Source organism: Xanthobacter pseudotagetidis (assembly GCF_043194795.2).
Taxonomy (GTDB): domain Bacteria; phylum Pseudomonadota; class Alphaproteobacteria; order Rhizobiales; family Xanthobacteraceae; genus Xanthobacter; species Xanthobacter tagetidis_A.
Map to the genome: position 1 here is coordinate 2,367,692 of NZ_CM195534.1, position 17,843 is coordinate 2,385,534.

At 70.5% G+C, this 17,843-nt stretch carries 17 protein-coding genes; 10 read left to right on the plus strand and 7 right to left on the minus strand.

Annotation, left to right across the window (positions count from 1 at the left end; all coding sequences use genetic code 11):
- Positions 1-17: 17 nt before the first annotated feature.
- Positions 18-1,082 (minus strand): bile acid:sodium symporter family protein, encoded by a 1,065-nt coding sequence (locus V5F67_RS10820; protein WP_394019327.1) that lies wholly within the window; start codon positions 1,080-1,082, stop codon positions 18-20.
- Between the two features lie 281 nt (positions 1,083-1,363).
- A complete protein-coding gene (locus V5F67_RS10825) occupies positions 1,364-1,837 on the minus strand; it encodes an SRPBCC family protein (RefSeq protein ID WP_394019325.1) in 474 nt (157 codons plus the stop codon).
- 180 nt (positions 1,838-2,017) lie between these two features.
- On the opposite strand from V5F67_RS10825, the gene V5F67_RS10830 reads away from it, so the two are divergent.
- The 7 genes from V5F67_RS10830 to V5F67_RS10860 all read left to right on the plus strand — a co-directional run bounded on the left by V5F67_RS10830 (position 2,018) and on the right by V5F67_RS10860 (position 9,450).
- Positions 2,018-2,935 (plus strand): ABC transporter permease subunit, encoded by a 918-nt coding sequence (locus V5F67_RS10830; protein ID WP_394019323.1) that lies wholly within the window; start codon positions 2,018-2,020, stop codon positions 2,933-2,935.
- The gene (gene livM, locus V5F67_RS10835; RefSeq protein ID WP_394019321.1) at positions 2,935-4,533 is read left to right on the plus strand and encodes a high-affinity branched-chain amino acid ABC transporter permease LivM; all 1,599 of its coding nucleotides are present in this window, start codon (positions 2,935-2,937) and stop codon (positions 4,531-4,533) included. Before V5F67_RS10830 ends, livM begins: the two co-directional genes overlap by 1 nt.
- Positions 4,533-5,495 (plus strand): ABC transporter ATP-binding protein, encoded by a 963-nt coding sequence (locus tag V5F67_RS10840; RefSeq protein ID WP_394019319.1) that lies wholly within the window; start codon positions 4,533-4,535, stop codon positions 5,493-5,495. Before livM ends, V5F67_RS10840 begins: the two co-directional genes overlap by 1 nt.
- On the plus strand, positions 5,492-6,259 hold the full coding sequence (locus V5F67_RS10845; RefSeq protein WP_394019317.1) for an ABC transporter ATP-binding protein: 768 nt from the start codon (positions 5,492-5,494) through the stop codon (positions 6,257-6,259). The genes V5F67_RS10840 and V5F67_RS10845 overlap by 4 nt, the downstream gene beginning before the upstream one ends.
- Positions 6,259-6,723 (plus strand): DUF6867 family protein, encoded by a 465-nt coding sequence (locus tag V5F67_RS10850; protein WP_394019315.1) that lies wholly within the window; start codon positions 6,259-6,261, stop codon positions 6,721-6,723. Before V5F67_RS10845 ends, V5F67_RS10850 begins: the two co-directional genes overlap by 1 nt.
- Before the next feature lie 255 nt (positions 6,724-6,978).
- A complete protein-coding gene (locus tag V5F67_RS10855) occupies positions 6,979-8,079 on the plus strand; it encodes a branched-chain amino acid ABC transporter substrate-binding protein (RefSeq protein WP_394019313.1) in 1,101 nt (366 codons plus the stop codon).
- Positions 8,080-8,343: 264 nt separating this feature from the next.
- Positions 8,344-9,450, plus strand: a complete 1,107-nt coding sequence (locus tag V5F67_RS10860; protein ID WP_394019311.1) for a branched-chain amino acid ABC transporter substrate-binding protein — start codon at positions 8,344-8,346, stop codon at positions 9,448-9,450.
- A 186-nt stretch (positions 9,451-9,636) separates the two neighbouring features.
- On the opposite strand, the gene V5F67_RS10865 is transcribed toward V5F67_RS10860, so the two are convergent.
- The 3 genes from V5F67_RS10865 to V5F67_RS10875 all read right to left on the minus strand — a co-directional run bounded on the left by V5F67_RS10865 (position 9,637) and on the right by V5F67_RS10875 (position 12,624).
- Positions 9,637-10,368: a cytochrome c biogenesis CcdA family protein gene (locus tag V5F67_RS10865; protein ID WP_394019309.1), complete on the minus strand. Its 732-nt coding sequence runs from the start codon at positions 10,366-10,368 to the stop codon at positions 9,637-9,639.
- Between the two features lie 118 nt (positions 10,369-10,486).
- A complete protein-coding gene (gene hisG / locus V5F67_RS10870; RefSeq protein ID WP_394019307.1) occupies positions 10,487-11,464 on the minus strand; it encodes an ATP phosphoribosyltransferase in 978 nt (325 codons plus the stop codon).
- A complete protein-coding gene (locus V5F67_RS10875; protein WP_394019305.1) occupies positions 11,461-12,624 on the minus strand; it encodes an ATP phosphoribosyltransferase regulatory subunit in 1,164 nt (387 codons plus the stop codon). Before V5F67_RS10875 ends, hisG begins: the two co-directional genes overlap by 4 nt.
- Before the next feature lie 134 nt (positions 12,625-12,758).
- Here V5F67_RS10875 and V5F67_RS10880 point away from each other — a divergent pair, with 134 nt between their 5' ends.
- Positions 12,759-13,028 (plus strand): exodeoxyribonuclease VII small subunit, encoded by a 270-nt coding sequence (locus tag V5F67_RS10880; protein ID WP_394019303.1) that lies wholly within the window; start codon positions 12,759-12,761, stop codon positions 13,026-13,028.
- Between the two features lie 159 nt (positions 13,029-13,187).
- On the opposite strand, the gene V5F67_RS10885 is transcribed toward V5F67_RS10880, so the two are convergent.
- Both V5F67_RS10885 and V5F67_RS10890 read right to left on the minus strand, forming a co-directional pair.
- Positions 13,188-13,778 (minus strand): protein-S-isoprenylcysteine O-methyltransferase, encoded by a 591-nt coding sequence (locus V5F67_RS10885; RefSeq protein ID WP_394019301.1) that lies wholly within the window; start codon positions 13,776-13,778, stop codon positions 13,188-13,190.
- Positions 13,779-13,790: 12 nt separating this feature from the next.
- Entirely contained in the window at positions 13,791-15,074 is a 1,284-nt protein-coding gene (locus V5F67_RS10890) for an alpha/beta hydrolase family protein (protein WP_394019299.1), read from the minus strand.
- Between the two features lie 112 nt (positions 15,075-15,186).
- On the opposite strand from V5F67_RS10890, the gene V5F67_RS10895 reads away from it, so the two are divergent.
- The gene (locus V5F67_RS10895; RefSeq protein ID WP_394019297.1) at positions 15,187-16,083 is read left to right on the plus strand and encodes a glycosyltransferase family 2 protein; all 897 of its coding nucleotides are present in this window, start codon (positions 15,187-15,189) and stop codon (positions 16,081-16,083) included.
- A 121-nt stretch (positions 16,084-16,204) separates the two neighbouring features.
- On the plus strand, positions 16,205-17,725 hold the full coding sequence (locus V5F67_RS10900; protein WP_394019295.1) for a glycosyltransferase family protein: 1,521 nt from the start codon (positions 16,205-16,207) through the stop codon (positions 17,723-17,725).
- The last annotated feature ends 118 nt before the right edge of the window (positions 17,726-17,843 follow it).

Consider the following 17,843-nt stretch of genomic DNA (forward strand, 5'->3'; position numbering starts at 1 on the left):
GCGTGCGGCGCGCCGGCTCAGGCGCGCCGGCGCACCTGCTCGCTCGCCTTCGGCTCCTCCTCCGGCAGGAGCGAGGGCTCGCTCGCCTCCGCCGCCTCGATCGCCTCCAGCGCATCCGCCCGCGCGCCGTAGCGGCCGGCGATGAAGCCCACGATCACCAGCTGCAGGAAGTGATAGAGCATGATCGGCATGATGATCAGCGAGAGCTGAGGATTGGCGCCGAACATCACGGTGGCCATGGGCAGGCCGGTGGCGAGCGATTTCTTCGAGGCGCAGAACACCACCGCCACCGTGTCCGGCTCGCTGAAGCGGGCGATCCGGCAGATGGCCTGGACGGTGAAGAACACCACCGCGAACAGCCACACCGCCCCTGCCGCCATCTCGATCACGAGGGTCGGGCTCTGGCCGCTCCACACGCCGCCCGCCATGCTGTCGCAGAAGGCGTTGTAGACGATGGCGAGGATCACCGCCCGGTCGGCCACCTTCACCACCGCCTTGTGGCGCGCGATGAGGCCGGCGACGAGCGGGCGCACCAGCTGGCCGAAGCCGAGCGGCAGCATCACCACGGTGATGAGCTTCACGATCACGTCGCCGAGCGCCATGTGGCCGCCGGTGGCGTGGAGGTAGGACGCCATCAGCAGCGGCGTCACGAACACGCCGATCAGGCTCGATATGGAGGCGTTGAAGATCGCCACCGGCACGTTGCCGCGCGCCAGCGAGGTCATCGCCACCGACGAGGAGACGGTGGAGGGCAAAGCGGCGAGAAAGAAGAAGCCGATCGCCACTTCCGGCGGGAACACCTTGCCGATCAGCGGCATGGCGATCACCACCACGAGCGGGAACAGGCCGAAGGTGGCGAGCTGCACCACGAGGTGCAGCTTCCAGCGCGCCGCGCTCTCCAGCAGCCGGCTGGTCTCCAGCGAGGCGCCGTAGAGGAAGAAGATGATGGCGATGCCGTAGGTCGCCGCCCGGTCGGCGCGCAGCGGGCCGCCGGTGACGCCGAGCTGGGGCCAGGCCAAGGCGAGGAGAACCGTGCCGACGAGCGCCGGCAGGAAGGGGTCGAGCTTCAGTCGTGACAACATGAGCCGCAGGGGTTGGCATGAGACGCATGCCCCCTTCGGTCCGCTTCCGCCCCGGTGCCGGATCGCTCCTGAGGAGCGGCCGACGCATTGTTGGCCCGCCCGGCGACCTCGGGTCGTCCGGTTCCGGCGGTCCATCCACCGGTCTGGTGCGCGGCGGTAAGATGCCAAATTGGCGGTACAGGGCGCCCGGGTCAAGCGCCGCGGCGCGCCGGCGCGCATGGCGGCGGCCTTTGTCGCGCAAGGGTTGCAGCGGAAGGCGGATGCCTTGCCGCTGGAGGGCGTCAGCCGGCGGCGGCGTCCGGCGCCTCGGCTCCGTCGCCCAGCGCGGCGAGGTTGCGGAAGAAGTCGTCGGCGAGCTTCCTCGCCGTGCCCGCGACGAGGCGCTGGCCGAGCTGGGCGAGCTTGCCGCCGATCTGCGCCTCGGCCTCGTAGTCAAGGCGCGTGCCGCTCTCGATCTCGGCGAGCCGCACCACCGCGCCGCCCTTGGCGAAGCCGGCGACGCCGCCCTCGCCCGCGCCGCCGATGCGGTAGCCGTTCGGCGGATCGAGCTCCGAGAGCAGCACGGTGCCCCGGAACCTGGCCTTCACCGGCCCGACCTTCGCCACCACCAGGGCCTTCAGCTCGGTGGGGGAGACCTGCTCCAGTTCCTCGCAGCCGGGGATGCAGGCCTTGAGCACCGCCGGATCGTTGAGCGCCGCCCACACCTTCTCGCGCGGCAGGGCGATGTCGTAGCTGCCGGACATTTCGAGCGCCATCACGGTCCTCCCGCTTGCCCGCTCCGGGGCATCCCGATGCATCTATATAGGGGAGACCGGAAGCCGCGGGGGCGAATTGTGCGTGGCGCCGCGGCAGGTTATGACTGCAAAAAAGCCTAGCCCAATCACAGGGCACGATGAAATCATAGGCGCACCCGAACCAGAGGGGTCAAGCGGCGGATGGAAGTCTTCGTCCAGCAGCTCATCAACGGGCTCACGCTCGGGTCCATCTACGGCCTGATCGCCATCGGCTACACCATGGTGTTCGGCATCATCGGCATGGTGAACTTCGCGCACGGCGACGTGTTCATGGTCAGCGCCTTCACCGGGCTCATCTGCATCCTGCTTCTGACCACCGTGCTCGGCATGAGCTCGATCTTCCTCATCCTCGCCATCACCCTGATCGTGGCGATGATCTTCACCGGGCTCGTGAGCTGGACCATCGAGCGCGTGGCCTACCGGCCGCTGCGCGGCTCGTTCCGGCTCGCGCCGATGATCTCCGCCATCGGCATGTCGATCTTCCTGTCGAACTTCGTGCAGGTGGCGCAGGGCCCGCGCAACAAGCCGATCCCGCCCATGGTCACCGACGTGATCGTGCTGATGGAGCGCGACGGCTACCAGGTGACGCTGGCCTACAAGCAGATCATCATCATGGCGGTGACCGCCGGCCTGCTCATGGTGTTCTGGTGGCTGGTGCAGAAGACCTCGCTCGGCCGCGCCCAGCGCGCCTGCGAGCAGGACCGCAAGATGGCGGCGCTGCTGGGCGTGAACGTCGACCGCACCATCTCGCTGACCTTCGTCATCGGCGCCGCGCTCGCCGCCGTCGCCGGGGTGATGTACCTGATGTACTACGGCGTGGTGAACTTCGCCGACGGCTTCGTGCCGGGGGTCAAGGCCTTCACCGCCGCGGTTCTGGGCGGCATCGGCTCGCTGCCGGGGGCGGTTCTGGGCGGGCTGCTGATCGGCCTGATCGAGACCTTCTGGTCCGCCTATTTTTCCATCGAGTACAAGGACGTGGCCGCGTTCTCCATCCTCGTCGTGGTGCTCATCTTCATGCCTCAGGGCCTGCTCGGGCGGCCGGAAGTGGAGAAGGTGTGATGGCGTCTGCTGAGCCGGCGGACGTGCCCGATACCGAGGTTCCGAAGCGCGCCGGCGCCGCCGCCAAGCCGCCGCCCGCGCGCCGGCCCGCCCGGCGCGAGCCGTCGGTGGTGGAGCGCGCGGTCTCGGAGGCGGTCGCGAGCGGGCTCCTCACCTTCTTCGTGCTGCTGCCGCTGGTGGGCTTCCATGCCACCGAATCCGGCACCGGCTCGCTCGTGCTCGACTACCGCTTCGGCCTCGTGGCCGTGTTCGCGCTGGTGGTGACGGGGGGGCGGCTGCTGCTCAACCTCACGGTCTGGCGCGGGGAGGGGGGGCGCCGGCCCGCGGCGCGGGTTCCGAGCACCCAGGTCCCGAGCACCCAGGTCCCGAGCACCCAGGTCCCGAGCGCCCGGGTTCCCAGCGCCGAGGTGGCCGAGGCCGAGGCGGTCGCCAGCCCCTGGCCGCGGCTCGGCGCCGCGCTCTCCCCCTTGGTGAAGCCGGTCTTCTTCGGCTTCGCCGTCGCCTATCCGCTGATCGCCGTGACGCTGGTGGGCGGGCTCGGGCCGAGCCGCTACTGGATCGACCTCGGCATCTACATCCTCACCTACGTGATGCTGGGCTGGGGCCTCAACATCGTCGTCGGCCTCGCGGGTCTGCTGGATCTCGGCTACGTCGCCTTCTACGCGGTCGGCGCCTACACCTTCGCGCTGCTCTCCACCTCGGTGCCGCTCAACGACTTCCTCGCCGGCCACCTGGGCGACGACTTCTGGAAGGCGTGGTCGTTCTGGGTGTGCCTGCCGGTCTCCGGCATCCTCGCCGCCTTCTGGGGGGTGATCCTCGGCTTCCCGGTGCTGCGCCTCAGGGGCGACTACCTCGCCATCGTCACGCTCGCCTTCGGCGAGATCATCCGCCTGGTGCTGATCAACTGGGTGTCGCTGACCAATGGCGGGTCGGGCATCGCCTCGATCCCGCCCATCACCTTCTTCGGCATCCCGTTCACCTCCGGCGAGGGCGGGTTCGCGTGGACGTTCGGCCTCACCTTCGATTCCATGCACCGGATGATCTTCCTCTATTTCGTCATCCTGGGGCTCGCCGCGCTCACCGCTCTCGCCACCGTGCGGCTCAGGAAGATGCCGGTGGGCCGCGCCTGGGAAGCGCTGCGCGAGGACGAGATCGCCTGCCGCTCGCTCGGCATCAACACCACGCTCACCAAGCTCACCGCCTTCGCCATCGGCGCCATGTTCGGCGGCTTCGCCGGCGCGTTCTTCGCCGTGCGGCTGCGCTTCGTCTCGCCGGAGAGCTTCACCTTCATGGAATCGGCGGTGATCCTCGCCATCGTCGTGCTCGGCGGCATGGGCTCGCAGATGGGTGTGGCGGCCGCCGCGATCCTGCTGATCGGCGGCATGGAGATGCTGCGCAACCTCTCCTTCCTGAAGAGCGCCTGGCTGTTCGGGCCCGATTTCGATCCCACCCTCTACCGCATGCTGATCTTCGGCTTCGCCATGGTGGCGGTGATGGTGTGGCGTCCGCGCGGGCTGGTGGCGAACCGCATGCCCACCATCTTCCTCAAGGAGCGCAAATCGGTCTCCGGCAGCCTCGTGAAGGAGGGCCACGGCTGATGGGCGCCGCACCCGCCGCGCCGCCTGCGCGCCCCTGGGATGCCGATCCCATCCTCGTGGTCGACCACCTGTCCATGCGCTTCGGCGGCCTGATCGCCGTCAACGACGTGTCGTTCCGGGCCGGGCGCGGCGACGTCACCGCGGTCATCGGCCCCAACGGCGCCGGCAAGACCACGGTGTTCAACTGCATCACCGGCTTCTACAAGCCCACCGCCGGCCGCCTCGCCTTGAACCATGGCGGGCCGGCGACGGCGTCCGAGCTCGCCGCCGTCACCGCCGCCGGCGAATCCTGGACCCGCACCGGCAAGGGCGCAGTCTACCTGCTGGAGCGCCTGCCGGACCATAAGGTCGCCTCCTGGGCGAAGGTGGCGCGCACGTTCCAGAACATCCGCCTGTTCTCGGGCATGACGGTGCTGGAGAATCTTCTGGTGGCGCAGCACATGTCGCTCTCCGACACCGGGCTGCTGAGCCCGGCGGCGCTCGTCGGCCTGCCCTCCTGGCAGCGCAAGCAGAAGGCGGCGGTGGAGCGCGCCGTCTACTGGCTGGAGAAGACCCAGCTCATCCACCGCGCCGACGACCCGGCCGGCGACCTCGCCTATGGCGACCAGCGGCGGCTCGAGATCGCCCGCGCCATGTGCACCGGTCCGGTGCTGCTCTGCCTCGACGAGCCCGCCGCCGGCCTCAACCCGCGCGAATCGGCGGCGCTCAACGCGCTGCTGCTCTCGATCCGCTCCGAGCACGCCACCTCGGTGCTGCTGATCGAGCACGACATGAGCGTGGTGATGGAGATCTCCGACCACGTGGTGGTGCTGGAATATGGCGGCAAGATCGCCGACGGCACGCCCGACGAGGTGCGCCACGACCCGCGCGTCATCGCCTCCTATCTGGGCGTGGAGGACGAGGAGGAGGCGGTCGCGGAGGCCGAGGCCACCAAGGCGCTCAGCGCGGAGGCCAACCCATGAGCGAGACCGCCGCCGCGACCGCGGCCCCGGCCGCCGCGCCCAGCCGCCGGCCGCTGCTCAGCGTTCAGGGCGTCACCGCCTATTACGGCAACATCATCGCCCTCAAGGGCGTCGACGTGGAGGTGAACGAGGGCGAGATCGTCACCCTGATCGGCGCCAACGGCGCCGGCAAGTCCACGCTCATGATGACCATCTGCGGCGCGCCCCGGGCGCGCGACGGGCGCGTGGTCTATGACGGGCAGGACATCACCCGCCTGCCGACCCACGAGATCATGCGCATGCGCATCGCCCAGTCCCCGGAGGGGCGGCGCATCTTCCCCCGCATGAGCGTCTACGAGAACCTCCAGATGGGCGCGGCGCTCGACGGCGGCGCCCACTTCCAGGAGGATCTCGCCACCATGTTCGAGATGTTCCCGCGCCTGAAGGAACGGATCGGCCAGCGCGGCGGCACGCTGTCGGGCGGCGAGCAGCAGATGCTCTCCATCGCCCGCGCGCTCATGGGCCGCCCGCGCCTGCTGCTGCTGGACGAGCCCTCGCTCGGCCTCGCGCCGCTGGTGGCGCGGCAGATCTTCGACGTGATCCGGGCCCTCAACGCCGAGCGCGGCCTCACCGTGTTCCTGGTGGAGCAGAACGCCTTCCACGCGCTGAAGCTCGCCCATCGCGGCTATGTGATGGTGAACGGCCTCGTCACCATGTCCGGCACCGGCGCGGAGCTCTTGGCCCGGCCGGAGGTGCGCGCCGCCTATCTGGAAGGGGGGCGCTGATGGACAGCGTGCGCAATCCGGGCCGCGCCTCCTCGCCCATGCTGGTGGCGCCGATCGCCGCCCTGGCCGCGCTCGCCTGCGCGCTGGTGGTCTGGCCCAGCCTGCTGGTGGAGACCTCGGCGGCGGACTTCATCCTCGTCAGCCTGATCCTCGGCGGCGCCGCCGCCTGGCGCACCGGGCAGGCGGTGGCGCGGGGGTGGGGCTCGTTCTGGCACCTCGTCGCCTATGTGATCCTGCTCGCCGGCGCGGTGCGCTTCTGCCATTTCGCGCTGTTCGAGGACACGCTGTTCTCGCTCCAGCACTTCGTGATGGAGTTCGTGCTGCTGATGGCGGTGGCGACGCTCGGCTTCCGCTTCGTGCGCCGCCGGCAGATGACGGCCCAATACGGCTGGATGTTCGAGGCCGACGGACGGTTCGCCTGGCGCGCCCGCGCGGGGGATGCGTCGGCCGTCCCATCTGATTAGCTTAGGTGCCCGGCCATCGACAGCCCATGGATTTTGCGCACAATGCCCGCCGCGGCGCAGCGGGTGATCCGGCCGCGGGCGGGAGCCGGCGGGGCGGCGCTCCGGACCGGATCACCCGCTGCGCCGATGGTGGACGCGCCGGTGTCGCGCAGCGCGGCGCTGCTGTAAGCTCGAAGTGCTTTCGCGTGGCGCGTGCTGCTTGTTTCAGGACCCGGACCTTGCTCGCCGGAAACCGACAGAAGGGGAGTGGTTGAGATGAAGAAGCTCTTGGTGGCATCGCTGGCCCTCGGCGCCAGCCTTGCCTTTGGCGCCCAGGCCCAGGCGCAGGTGAAGATCGCCGTCGCCGGCCCCATCACCGGCGAGCTCGCCGCGGTGGGCGCGCAGCTGAAGAACGGCACCGAAGCCGCCATCGCCGACATCAACGCCGCCGGCGGCATCCTCGGCCAGAAGGTGGAATTCCTGGTGGGCGACGACGGCGGCAAGCCCGAGCAGGGCAAGGCGGCCGCCAACAAGCTCATCACCGACGGCGCCAAGTTCGTGGTCGGCCACTACAATTCCGGCGTCTCCATCCCCGCCTCGCTGGACTACGAGGAAGCCGGCGTGCTGCAGGTCAGCCCCGCCTCCACCAACCCGACCTTCACCGAGCGCAAGATGTGGAACACGTTCCGCACCTGCGGCCGCGATGACCAGCAGGGCGCGGTGGCGGCCGAGTACATCCTGAAGAACTTCAAGGGCAAGAAGGTCGCCATCGTCCACGACAAGACCACCTACGGCAAGCCGCTGGCGGACGAGACCCAGAAGGGCATCAACAAGGGCGGCATGAAGGAGGTGCTCTACGAGGGCATCAACCCGAAGGAGAAGGACTATTCGGCCCTGGTCTCCAAGATCAAGGCCTCCGGCGCCGACCTCGTCTATTTCGGCGGCCTCTATCCGGAAGCCGGCCTGATCGTGCGCCAGATGCGCGACCAGGGCATGAAGACCGTCCTCATGGGCGGCGACGGCATGATCGATAAGGAGTTCTGGGCCATCGCCGGCGACGGCGCCGCCGGCACGCTCACCACCTTCGGTCCCGACCCGCGCAAGAACCCGGCGGCGGCGAAGACGGTCGAGGCGTTCAAGGCCAAGGGCATCGATCCGGAAGGCTACGTGCTCTATTCCTACGCCGCGGTGCAGGTCATCAAGCAGGCGGCCGAGGCGGCCAAGTCCCTCGACCCGAAGAAGGTGGCCGAGAAGATCCATTCCGGCATGAAGTTCGAGACCGTGCTCGGCCCGCTCTCCTTCGACAAGAAGGGCGACATCACCAAGCTCGACTACGTGGTCTATGTCTGGAAGAACGGCACCTACGAGCAGCTTTGACCCGGGGCGCCCCGCGCCGGCGCGGGGCGGGCATCCGGCACGATGAGGGAAGGGCCCGCGGCATGCCGCGGGCCCTTCTCGTTTCCGGGGCAGCCGGGAGCCGCTCGCGGCGGTCCGCTCACGAAGCGGGGAGGGCGCCCGGAGCGTCCATAACGGGCACGCGGCTTGCTTCGCGAGGCTCTCGCCCGATGCCGCCGGCATCGGCTATATCGGTTGGGACAAGGTGCGCGCCACACAACCGGCAGCCTATTCGAGGGGAACCAGATGACGAAGCTCAAGCTCGCCTTGCTCGCCATCGGCGCGGGCCTGTTCGCCGGTGCGGCGCCGCCGGCGCTCGCCCAGGTGAAGCTCGGCGCCGTCGGCCCGCTCACCGGCGGCATCGCCGCCTTCGGCGCCCAGATGCGGGCCGGCGTCGAGGCGGCGGTGGCGGACATCAACGCGCGGGGCGGCATCCTCGGCGAGAGGATCGAGCTCATCGTCGCCGACGACGGCGGCAAGCCCGAGCAGGGCAAGGCGGCGGCCAACAAGCTCATCACCGACCAGGTGAAGTTCGTCGTCGGCCACATCAATTCGGGCATCTCCATCGCCGCCTCGCAGGACTACGAAGAGGCCGGCGTGCTGCAGATCTCGCCCGCCACCACCAATCCCGTCTTCACCGGGCGCAAGCTGTGGAACACCTTCCGCACCTGCGGCCGCGACGACCAGCAGGGCCCGGTGGCCGGCGCCTTCATCGCCGCCAGCTACAAGGACCGGAAGGTCGCCGTCGTCCACGACAAGACGGCCTACGGCAAGGGCCTCGCCGACGAGATGCTCAAGGCCATGAACAAGGGCGGCCTCAAGGAAGTGCTCCTTGAGGGCATCAATCCGGGAGAGAAGGACTATTCCGCGCTGGTCTCGAAGATGAAGGCGGCCGGCGCCGACCTGGTCTATTTCGGTGGCCTGCACGCGGAGGCGGGCCTCATCGTCCGGCAGATGCGCGACCAGGGCATGAAGACCGTCCTCATGGGCGGCGACGCCCTGACCGACAAGGAGTTCTGGAGCGTCGCCGGCCCCGGCGCCGAGGGCACGCTGATGACCTTCGGCCCCGACCCGCGCCAGAACCCCGCGGCGGCCGAGATCGTCGAGGCGTTCAAGGCCAAGGGCATCGATCCGGAAGGCTACGTTCTCTATTCCTACGCCGCCGTGCAGGTCATCCAGCAGGCGGCCGAGGCGACCAAGTCCCTCGATCCGAAGAAGGTGGCCGAGAAGATGCACTCCGGCATGGTGTTCGACACCGTGCTCGGTCCGCTCTCCTTCGACAAGAACGGCGACATCACCAAGCTCGACTACGTGGTCTATGTCTGGAAGGACGGCGGCTACGCCCCGCTGTAAGCGGGCGGCCCCGGAGCCCATGGCGCCTTCCTTTCACCCCGTCATGCCCCGGCTCGTCCGGGGCATCCACCGCGACGCGCGCCCGAAAGCCGGCCATGGACCCGGCCATCCCGTGGGTCCCCCGGACAAGCCGGGGGATGACGGCGGCAACGGGACCAGGCGCCGGCTCTGCCCTCTCAGGGCGCCTCAGCCGATGGTGGAGAGCGCCGGGAAGGTCTCGATCAGCCAGTAGCTCACATGGGCGATCCAGCCCGACATGAAGGCGATGCCGGTGAGCACGAGCAGCGCGCCCATGGCCTTCTCGATCGCCGGCAGGAAGCGCCGCACATGCACGAGGCTGGCGAGGAACGGGCGCACCGCCATGGCCGCCGCCAGGAACGGCACGCCGAGCCCCAGCGAATAGACCGCGAGCAGCAGCGCCCCCTTCGATACCGTCGCCTCCGAGCCCGCCACCGCCAGGATCGCGCCCAGCACCGGACCGAGGCAGGGCGTCCAGCCGAAGGCGAAGGCGAGCCCCATGACGAACGCGCCCCATATGCCGCTCGGGGCGCGCACGTCCGCCCGCGCCGTGCGGTGCAGGAGGTGGATGCGGAACACGCCGAGGAAGTTGAGCCCCATGACGATGATGGCGATGCCGGCGATGACGGAGAGCGTGTCGAGATGGACCCGCAGCAGGTCGCCCACCGCCGAGGCGCCGGCGCCGAGCGCCACGAACACCGCCGTGAAGCCCAGCACGAACAGGATCGAGCCCACGAAGGCGCGCCGGCCCACCTCCTTCACCGGCTCGGTGCCGGCGAGGTCGTCCAGGGTCGAGCCGCCGAGATAGGCCAGATAGGGCGGCACCAGCGGCAGCACGCAGGGCGAGACGAAGCTCACGAAGCCGGCGATGAAGGCGGCGGGAAGGGTGACGTCGGCCATGGGGTCCTTCGGGTGCGGCCCGGTCGCGGGCGCGCTCCCTTTTGCGCACGCGGGCGGGCCCCCGCAAGGCGCGCGTTGCCGCGCTCTCCGCCTTGTGAGGGTGGGGCCGCGGCGCGCCTCAGGCCGAGAGCCGCGCCTCCAGGGCCGCAAACAGCGGGTTCTCGGTGGAGAACACGTAGTCGATGGCGCCCACCGTCACCATGCTCGCGCCCTTCTCCCGCAGGAAGGTGGCGAGGCCGTGCAGGGTGTCCGGCGGGCAGTGCAGGGTGAGCATGCCGGAGGAGGTCGGCCCGCCGAACGGGGCGACGCAGCGGAAGCGCGTCACCGCCTCGTCCACCAGCGAGGTATCGCAGCTGGCGAAGCGGGTGCGCACCTCGCGCATGGTGCGGGCGCGCTTCTCGGCCGCCATGCGGTCGAACATCACCCGCGCGGCACTGCGCGCCGCCGGCGTCCAGGGCGCCGAGAGCGAGGCCACGAGGTTGGCCTCGGACTTCAGGATCACGCCGTCGTCCACCACCTTGAGCGCGTTGGCGGCGAGCGTCGCCCCGGTGGTGGTGATGTCGACGATCAGCTCGGCGGTGCCGGCGGCGGGCGTGCCCTCGGTGGCCCCCGCGCTCTCGACGATGCGGTAGTCGACGATGCCGTGCCGGGCGAAGAAGCCGCGGGTGAGGTTGACGTACTTCGTCGCCACCCGGATGCGCCGGCCGGTGCGGCCGTGGAAATGGCCGGCCACGTCGTCGAGGTCGTCCATGGTGCGCACGTCGATCCAGGCCTGCGGCACCGCCACCACCACGTTGGCATGACCGAAGCCGAGGCCTTCCAGCAGCGTCACGCGGGCGTCGGCGTCGAGGATGTTCTCGCGCACCAGGTCCTCGCCGGTGACGCCCAGATGGGCGGCGCCGGAGGCGAGCGCGGCGGCGATCTCCGAGGCGGACAGATACGCCACCTCCACGTCGTCCACCCCGGCGAGGGCGCCGCGATAGTCGCGCGCGCCGCGCGCCTGGGTCAAAGGCATGCCGGCGCGGGCGAAGAAGCCGTGGACGTTCTCCTGCAGCCGGCCCTTGGAGGGCACCGCGAGGATCAGCTTGCCGCTCATCGCGCATCTCCCGCCGCCGCAAGGCGTTCCACCCAGGCCGCGAGGCCCACCGCCGGCACGCACGCATCCGCGCCGAGGCGCGAGAGCAGGCGGTCGTAGCGCCCGCCCGCCACCAGCGGCCCGGCGCCGCGCCCGGCCGGATCGTGCAGCTCGAACACCATGCCGCTGTAATAGTCGAGCGGCCGTCCGAAGGCGGTGGAGAAGCGCACCGCCGGAAGGCTCACGCCGTGCGCCGTGAGGAAGCCGGCGCGGGCGTCGAACAGGTCGAGCGCGCGGCCGAGATCGAGCCCGGCGTCGCGCGCCAGCGCGCGCATGGCGGCGGAGGCGATATCGGGGTCGCCCGAAATGGTGAGGTAGCGCTTCAGCACCGCGCCCGCCTCGGCGGAGAGGCCGGCGCCGCTCTCCAGCGCCGCCTGCTCCAGGAAGCGGGCGGCGATCTCGGACACCGAGCGCCCGCCCACCGTGGTGATGCCGGCGATGGACAGGAGGTCGGTGATGAGCGCGCGCGCCGCCTCGGGGTCGGCCCCCGTCAGCGCCGCCAGCACGCCGGAATGGGTGCTCGCCGCCTCGGGAGCCGGGGCGCCGACGCGCGAGAGGTCGGCATCGAGCCGGCTCTGGCCGAAGTCCTTGAGCAGGCGCCGCCGCATGGCGGGCGCGAGCGGCAGCGCCTCCAGCAGCGCCGCGAACAGGCCCACGTCGCCGAGCCGGATCTGCGGCTCGGGCAGGCCGTAGAGGGCGCAGGCGTCGAGGCCGAGGGCGAGAATGTCGGCGTCGGCGGCCGCGATGTCGGCGCGGCCGAAGGATTCCACCCCCGCCTGCCGGAACTCGCCCGAGCCCTCGCCACGGAAGCGGAACACCGGGCCGAGATAGCTCACCGCCGCCGGCAGCGGGCTCCTCGCCGCCAGCACCGCGCGGGCGACGGGAATGGTGAGGTCGGGCCGCAGGCACAGTTCGCGCCCTTCCGCGTCCACCGTCAGGTACATGCGGCGGCGGATGCTTTCGCCCGACAGGTCCAGGAACACGTCCGCCGGCTGGAGGATGGGCGGCTCCAGATGGGCGAATCCGGCCGCCTCGAAGCGGGCGAGCAGGGCTTCCTCCAGCGCGCGGGGCTCGCGCGCGGCGATGGGTGGCGCCTCTTTGGGCATGAGCGTGTCTTCCATGGTCGCGCGGCTTCTAGCAAAGGCGCGGCCCTCAAGCCACCCCGCCCGGTCTTAAGGCGGGCGGGCTCCTCGGCTATGGTGTCGGCAAGGGAATCACCCGCGAGGGGGATCGAGGCGGAAGGATCGAGGCTGACATGGCCGAGACGACCAAGAACGCGCAAGGCGCGCCGGACGTGGCGGCGCTGAGCTTCGAGGCGGCGCTGGCCGAGCTCGAATCCATCGTTTCGGCGCTGGAGAAGGGCGATGTGCCGCTGGAGCAGTCCATCGCCATCTATGAGCGCGGCGAGGCGCTGAAGAAGCGCTGCGAGGCGCTGCTCGCCCAGGCCGAGGCGCGCGTGGCCACCATTACCCGCGACGCCGACGGCAAGCCGGCGGGGACCGCGCCGCTCGACCCGGAAGGGTAGCGTCCCGGAACGGGACACCGGGTTCCACGGCCGCGGCACGCAGCGTGAACCGAGCGTGACCGAATCGGCGGTGCCACGGGCTTCACGCTTCGTTCCCGCGCTCGCCGGCTCACCCCCGGGCCTTGCCGGGACAGGCGTAGGCCGCCGTTCTCAGGGCTCTCAATAGACGCCGGGAATGATCCGCTTGGTGCGCGCCATGTAGGCGTCGTACTGGGCGCCGAACGCCTCGCGCATCATCTGCTCCTCCCGGCCGACGCGGAAGAAGAACAGGATGCCGAAGCCCACCAGTCCCGAAAGCCCCGCCACCAGGTTCGGCAGCAGCAGCGCCTGCGCCAGCGCCCACAGGAAGAAGGCGGAATACATGGGATGGCGCACCGTCCGGTAGACCCCCGTGGTGATCAGCTCGTGGCTGTCCTTGATCTCCAGCGTCACCGACCAGTAGCGCCCGAGCTGGGCGTGGGTGCGCCGGAACAGCCAGAGCGCGGCGAGGAACACCAGGACACCCGCCGCCACCTGCATCACCGACGGGGCGTAGGACAAGGCGCGAGGAAAGCCGGTCGCCGCATAGACCGCCGGGATGATGCCGAGGCCGAGGGTGGAGATGGACAGCAGCGCCATCTCCCGCGCGGTGCGGTGGCGCGCGTCCGCCACCTTCATGCGCCGCGCCTTGCGCTCGAACGGCAGGCGCATGACGAACCAGGCGGCGACCCCCAGGGCCCAGGCGAGCTTTGAGAAGGCGAGAAGGCTCATCGGTTCCTCGGGTCAGGGGGCGCGCCACGGCCCGGGATCGGCGGGGGAGTAGGGCCGCATCAGGAGGCCGCGCGCGTCGAGATAGGTCCTGAGGCCGTTGGCGCTCGCCGCCAGGAGGTCGAAGCGCAGCGGGCTCGCGAGCACGGCGAAGAAGTCGTAGCCGGCGCGCTTGTCGTTGGCGAGCAGGTACTGGCAGTGCAGGCGCATCATGTCGAGCCGGAAGCGGGCGAAGGTCGCCTCCGTCAGCATGTCGCGGATGGGATGGGCGCGGATCAGCGGGCGCTCGGAGAAGTCGCCGGTCACGGTGCGCAGGGGGGCGAACCGCGCCTCTTCCAGCGTCACCGGGTTGATGCGGTAGAAGCTCACCACGTCGTCGCGCGCCTGGATCTCCAGCCAGCCGATGGCGCCGGCGTCGGCGACCGCGCGGGCCGCCGCGCGCAGTCGCCCGCCGGCCGGGTGGAGCGCGAACTTGGCGGTGGTGGAGCCCACCGTCAGCAGCCGCACCGGCACCCTTTGGCCCAGCGCCGGGTTCAGCTCCAAAGCGTGCGCCAGCGCGCTCACCGCCAGCATGGCCCCGAGGCTGTGGCCCACGACGACGATCTCGTCGACCTCGCCGCCCGCCGCCACCTCGGCGATGCGGGCGCCGAAGGCCTCGACCCGCGCATCGATGGCGGGATGGCGTCCGCGCACGAAGTCCACCGAGAATTCCGCGAGGTCCAGGGACTGCTTGAGGCGGAGCTTCCGCCCCGGCCAGCGCATGAGGAAGGCGCCCGTTCCGGCCGCCACCGCGAGGCCGAGGAGCGCCGCCAGCGGCGCGCCGAGCGCGGGCGCGGCGGCGCCATAGGAGAGGAGGCCGAGGCCGATCCCCACGCCCCAGAACAGGAGCGTGAGCACATAGGTGAAGAGGAAGAAGAAGCCGTAGCGCGGGCTGCTCCTGAAATAGCGCGCCAGGGTCCCGCTCGCGATCATGTCGGCGAGCGCGCGCAGCGTGCCGCCCATGTGGGAGAGGGGGCCGCGGGCCATGTCGGACTGGACCAGGTCGTTCCAGGCGAGGAGCTCGAAGGTGGAGACGGTGCGCCAATTGCCGCCGGCGGCGGCGATCGACCAGGCGGCGCCGGTGGGGGTCGGGCGCGGGCCGTCCTCCAGGCAGGAGGCTTCGGCGAGGCTCCAGGTCTCGCGAAACCGCTTGAGCTCGCGCTCGAAGACGCGGCGGTGGCCGTCCACCGGCATCGGGTCGTAGCCCGGCACCAGGAACAGGTGCCGGCGCTCGGTCCGCCATCTCGCGCCATCCCACATGGGGCGGCCTTCTAGCGAAGTTCGCGCCGGGTGGCTATGGGGCGCGGCCTTGCAATCGGGCCGGGCCGGGGGCAGGAGAGGGCCGATCCTAGTGGCGAAAGGCGTTCGCGAGGTGTCTGCGTCGAAGTCCGGCTGCCCCGATGCCGCGCCCGCGGAGGGCGAGGTGACGGTGGTGTTCGTCACCTACAACAGCGGCGAGGTGATCGGCCGCGCCGTGGCCTCGGTCCCGCCCGCCTGCGACGTGATCGTCGTCGACAATGCGAGCCCGCAGGGCACCGCCTGGCATGCGGCGCTGGCGCGTCCTGCGCAACTGGTGCCGATGGCGCGCAACGTGGGCTTCGGCGCCGGCTGCAATGCCGGCGCGCGGCAGGCGCGGACGCGCTACGTGCTGTTCCTCAACCCGGATGCGGCGCTGGAGGAGGGCGCCGTGGCCGCGCTCCTCGCCGCCGCCGCCCGCTACGGCGCGCCGGCGGTCCTGATGCCGGCCATCGTCGGCGAGGACGGGAGGCTCATGCGCAAGGAGGGCACCATCTTCGAGCCGGTGCGCCGGAGCGCGCGGCTGCGCCCGGAGGAGGTGGCGGGGGACTACTGCACCCGCTTCATCCACGGCGCCGCCTTCATGATGGAGCGCGCGGCCTTCCTCGCGCTGGGGGGATTCGACGAAGGCATCTTCCTCTATCACGAGGACGACGACCTCTCCTTGCGCGCGCTTGCCGCCGGGGTCCCCATCATCGTCGTCACCGGCGCGCGGGCGGTGCATGCGGGCGGGCGCTCCTCGACGCCGGGCTTCCGCCAGACCTTCACCACCAACCGCTTCAAGCAGCAGTCGGACAGCTATCTGAGGGCGAAGCACGGCCAGCCGGAGGCGCGGGGGCTCCAGGCGCTGAAGCTGGCCGGAGGATGCCTTCTGGCGATCCTGCTGCTTGATGTCCATCGCCTGGCGATCCGCGCCGGCAAGCTGCGCGGGCTCTGGGATCGGCGACGGGATTCCGGGCCGGTATCTCAGTAGCTTGTAGCCGTGCTGCCATGAGCAACGCTCCGTTACGCAGATTGCCGGCTGATCGACGTGTGGCTATGGTCCCGCTCGTCGGTTCGCGCTGGTTGCGCGAGACGGGGCCGCAGGACACGCAGTGGTGCAGACCTTTTTCCACTGGTTCGAGCATTCGCATGTGGCTCGAACCAAGCCGTGGCTCATCGTCGGCAAGGGGCCAAGCTATGCCGACATCGAGCGCCACGGGCCGGAAAACTATAACCTTTTCACGCTGAATCACGTGGTGCGCGACCGGCCGGTGGCGGTGGCGCACGCGATCGATCTCGACGTGGTGAAGGACTGCGCCGCGGCGATCGACGCCAATGCCGGCGTGCTGGTGATGCCGTGGGTGCCGCACCAGAATTTCACCGCCGGCAGCCAGACGCTCGGGCAGGTGATCCCCGAGCTGCCGATCCTCGCCAAGCTCGAACGGGAAGGGCGGCTGCTGACCTACGATTCGGCGACCGCGCCCGAGGCCATGCGCCGCGGCGACGCGCCGCTCGTGCCGGTCACCTATTTCAGCGCCGAGGCGGCGCTGGGGCTGCTGGCGCTGGCGGGCGAGAAGGACATCCACACCATCGGCATCGACGGCGGCCGCGCCTATGCCGCCGACTTCAAGGATCTCGACACGCTGACGCGGCTCTCCAACGGCCAGCCGAGCTTCGATGTCCAGTTCGCCAAGTGCGCGCTCATCCTCTACCGGACCGGGGCGAGGCTGCACCCGCTCGGCATCCCGACGCCGGTCCGGGTGTTCGTCGGCTCGGAGCCCGGGCAGGACCTGGCGCTCGCGGTGACCATCGACAGCCTGAGGCGCACCGCCTCGATCGCCCTGGAGGTGGTGCCGCTCGCCGACGCGGGCATTGCGATCCCGCAGCCCGGCGATCCGGCCCTCAAGGGGAGCGCCTTCCTCCAGCGCTACCTGATCCCCGAGCTGTGCGGCCATGCGGGGCGCGCCATCTATCTCGAGGCGGGGATGGTGGCGATCCAAGACGTCCGCAAGCTCTGGTCCATGCCGGACGACGATTTCGAGCTGCGCGCCGCTGCGGCCCGACCCGGGAGCGGCCGGCTGCCGCAGAATTCCCTCCTGATGCTGAATGCCGAGCGCCTGCGCTGGGACATCGCCGACCTCGTCGCGCGGCTTGATGCGGGCAGCCTCCCCCTCTCCGCCGTGCGGGACGAGGTGCGTGTGGGCAACGCTCCGCCGGAGCCTGTCATCCCCCATGTGTGGAACGACGTCGATCATTTCGAGCCGACGGTCTCGGCCATCGTCACCTATGCGGATCGGCCGCTCCAGCCCTGGGTCTCGCACGCCAACCCGTTCGACGAGCCCTGGTTCCGGGCGCTGTTCGCGGCGGTCGACAGCGGTGCGATCCCGCCCGACCTCGTCGCGCAGTCGATCGCGCGCGGCCATGCGCGCCCAAGCCTCGGCATCCAGCTTGCCCACCGGCTGGCCTCGGGCCGGCGGCTGAGGGCGGCGGAGCTGCACGCCGATTCGCGCTTCATCGCGCCATGGCAGTATGCGGCGGGGACGCCGCAGCCCGGCGCGCACCTGCCCTCGGGCCTGCTCTGGCAGCTGCGCCGCCAGTATTCCAAGCTGCGCCCGCGCAGCCGCAGGCGCTGAGCGGGCTTTCCCAAGCGCCCATCCCTGGGCGCATCCAGGGCGCATCCTGCCGGGTGCCGGAGGATGGAGACGGCCGGAAATCCTTGCGCAGACCCACGCCGGAGTGGTTAACAACGGC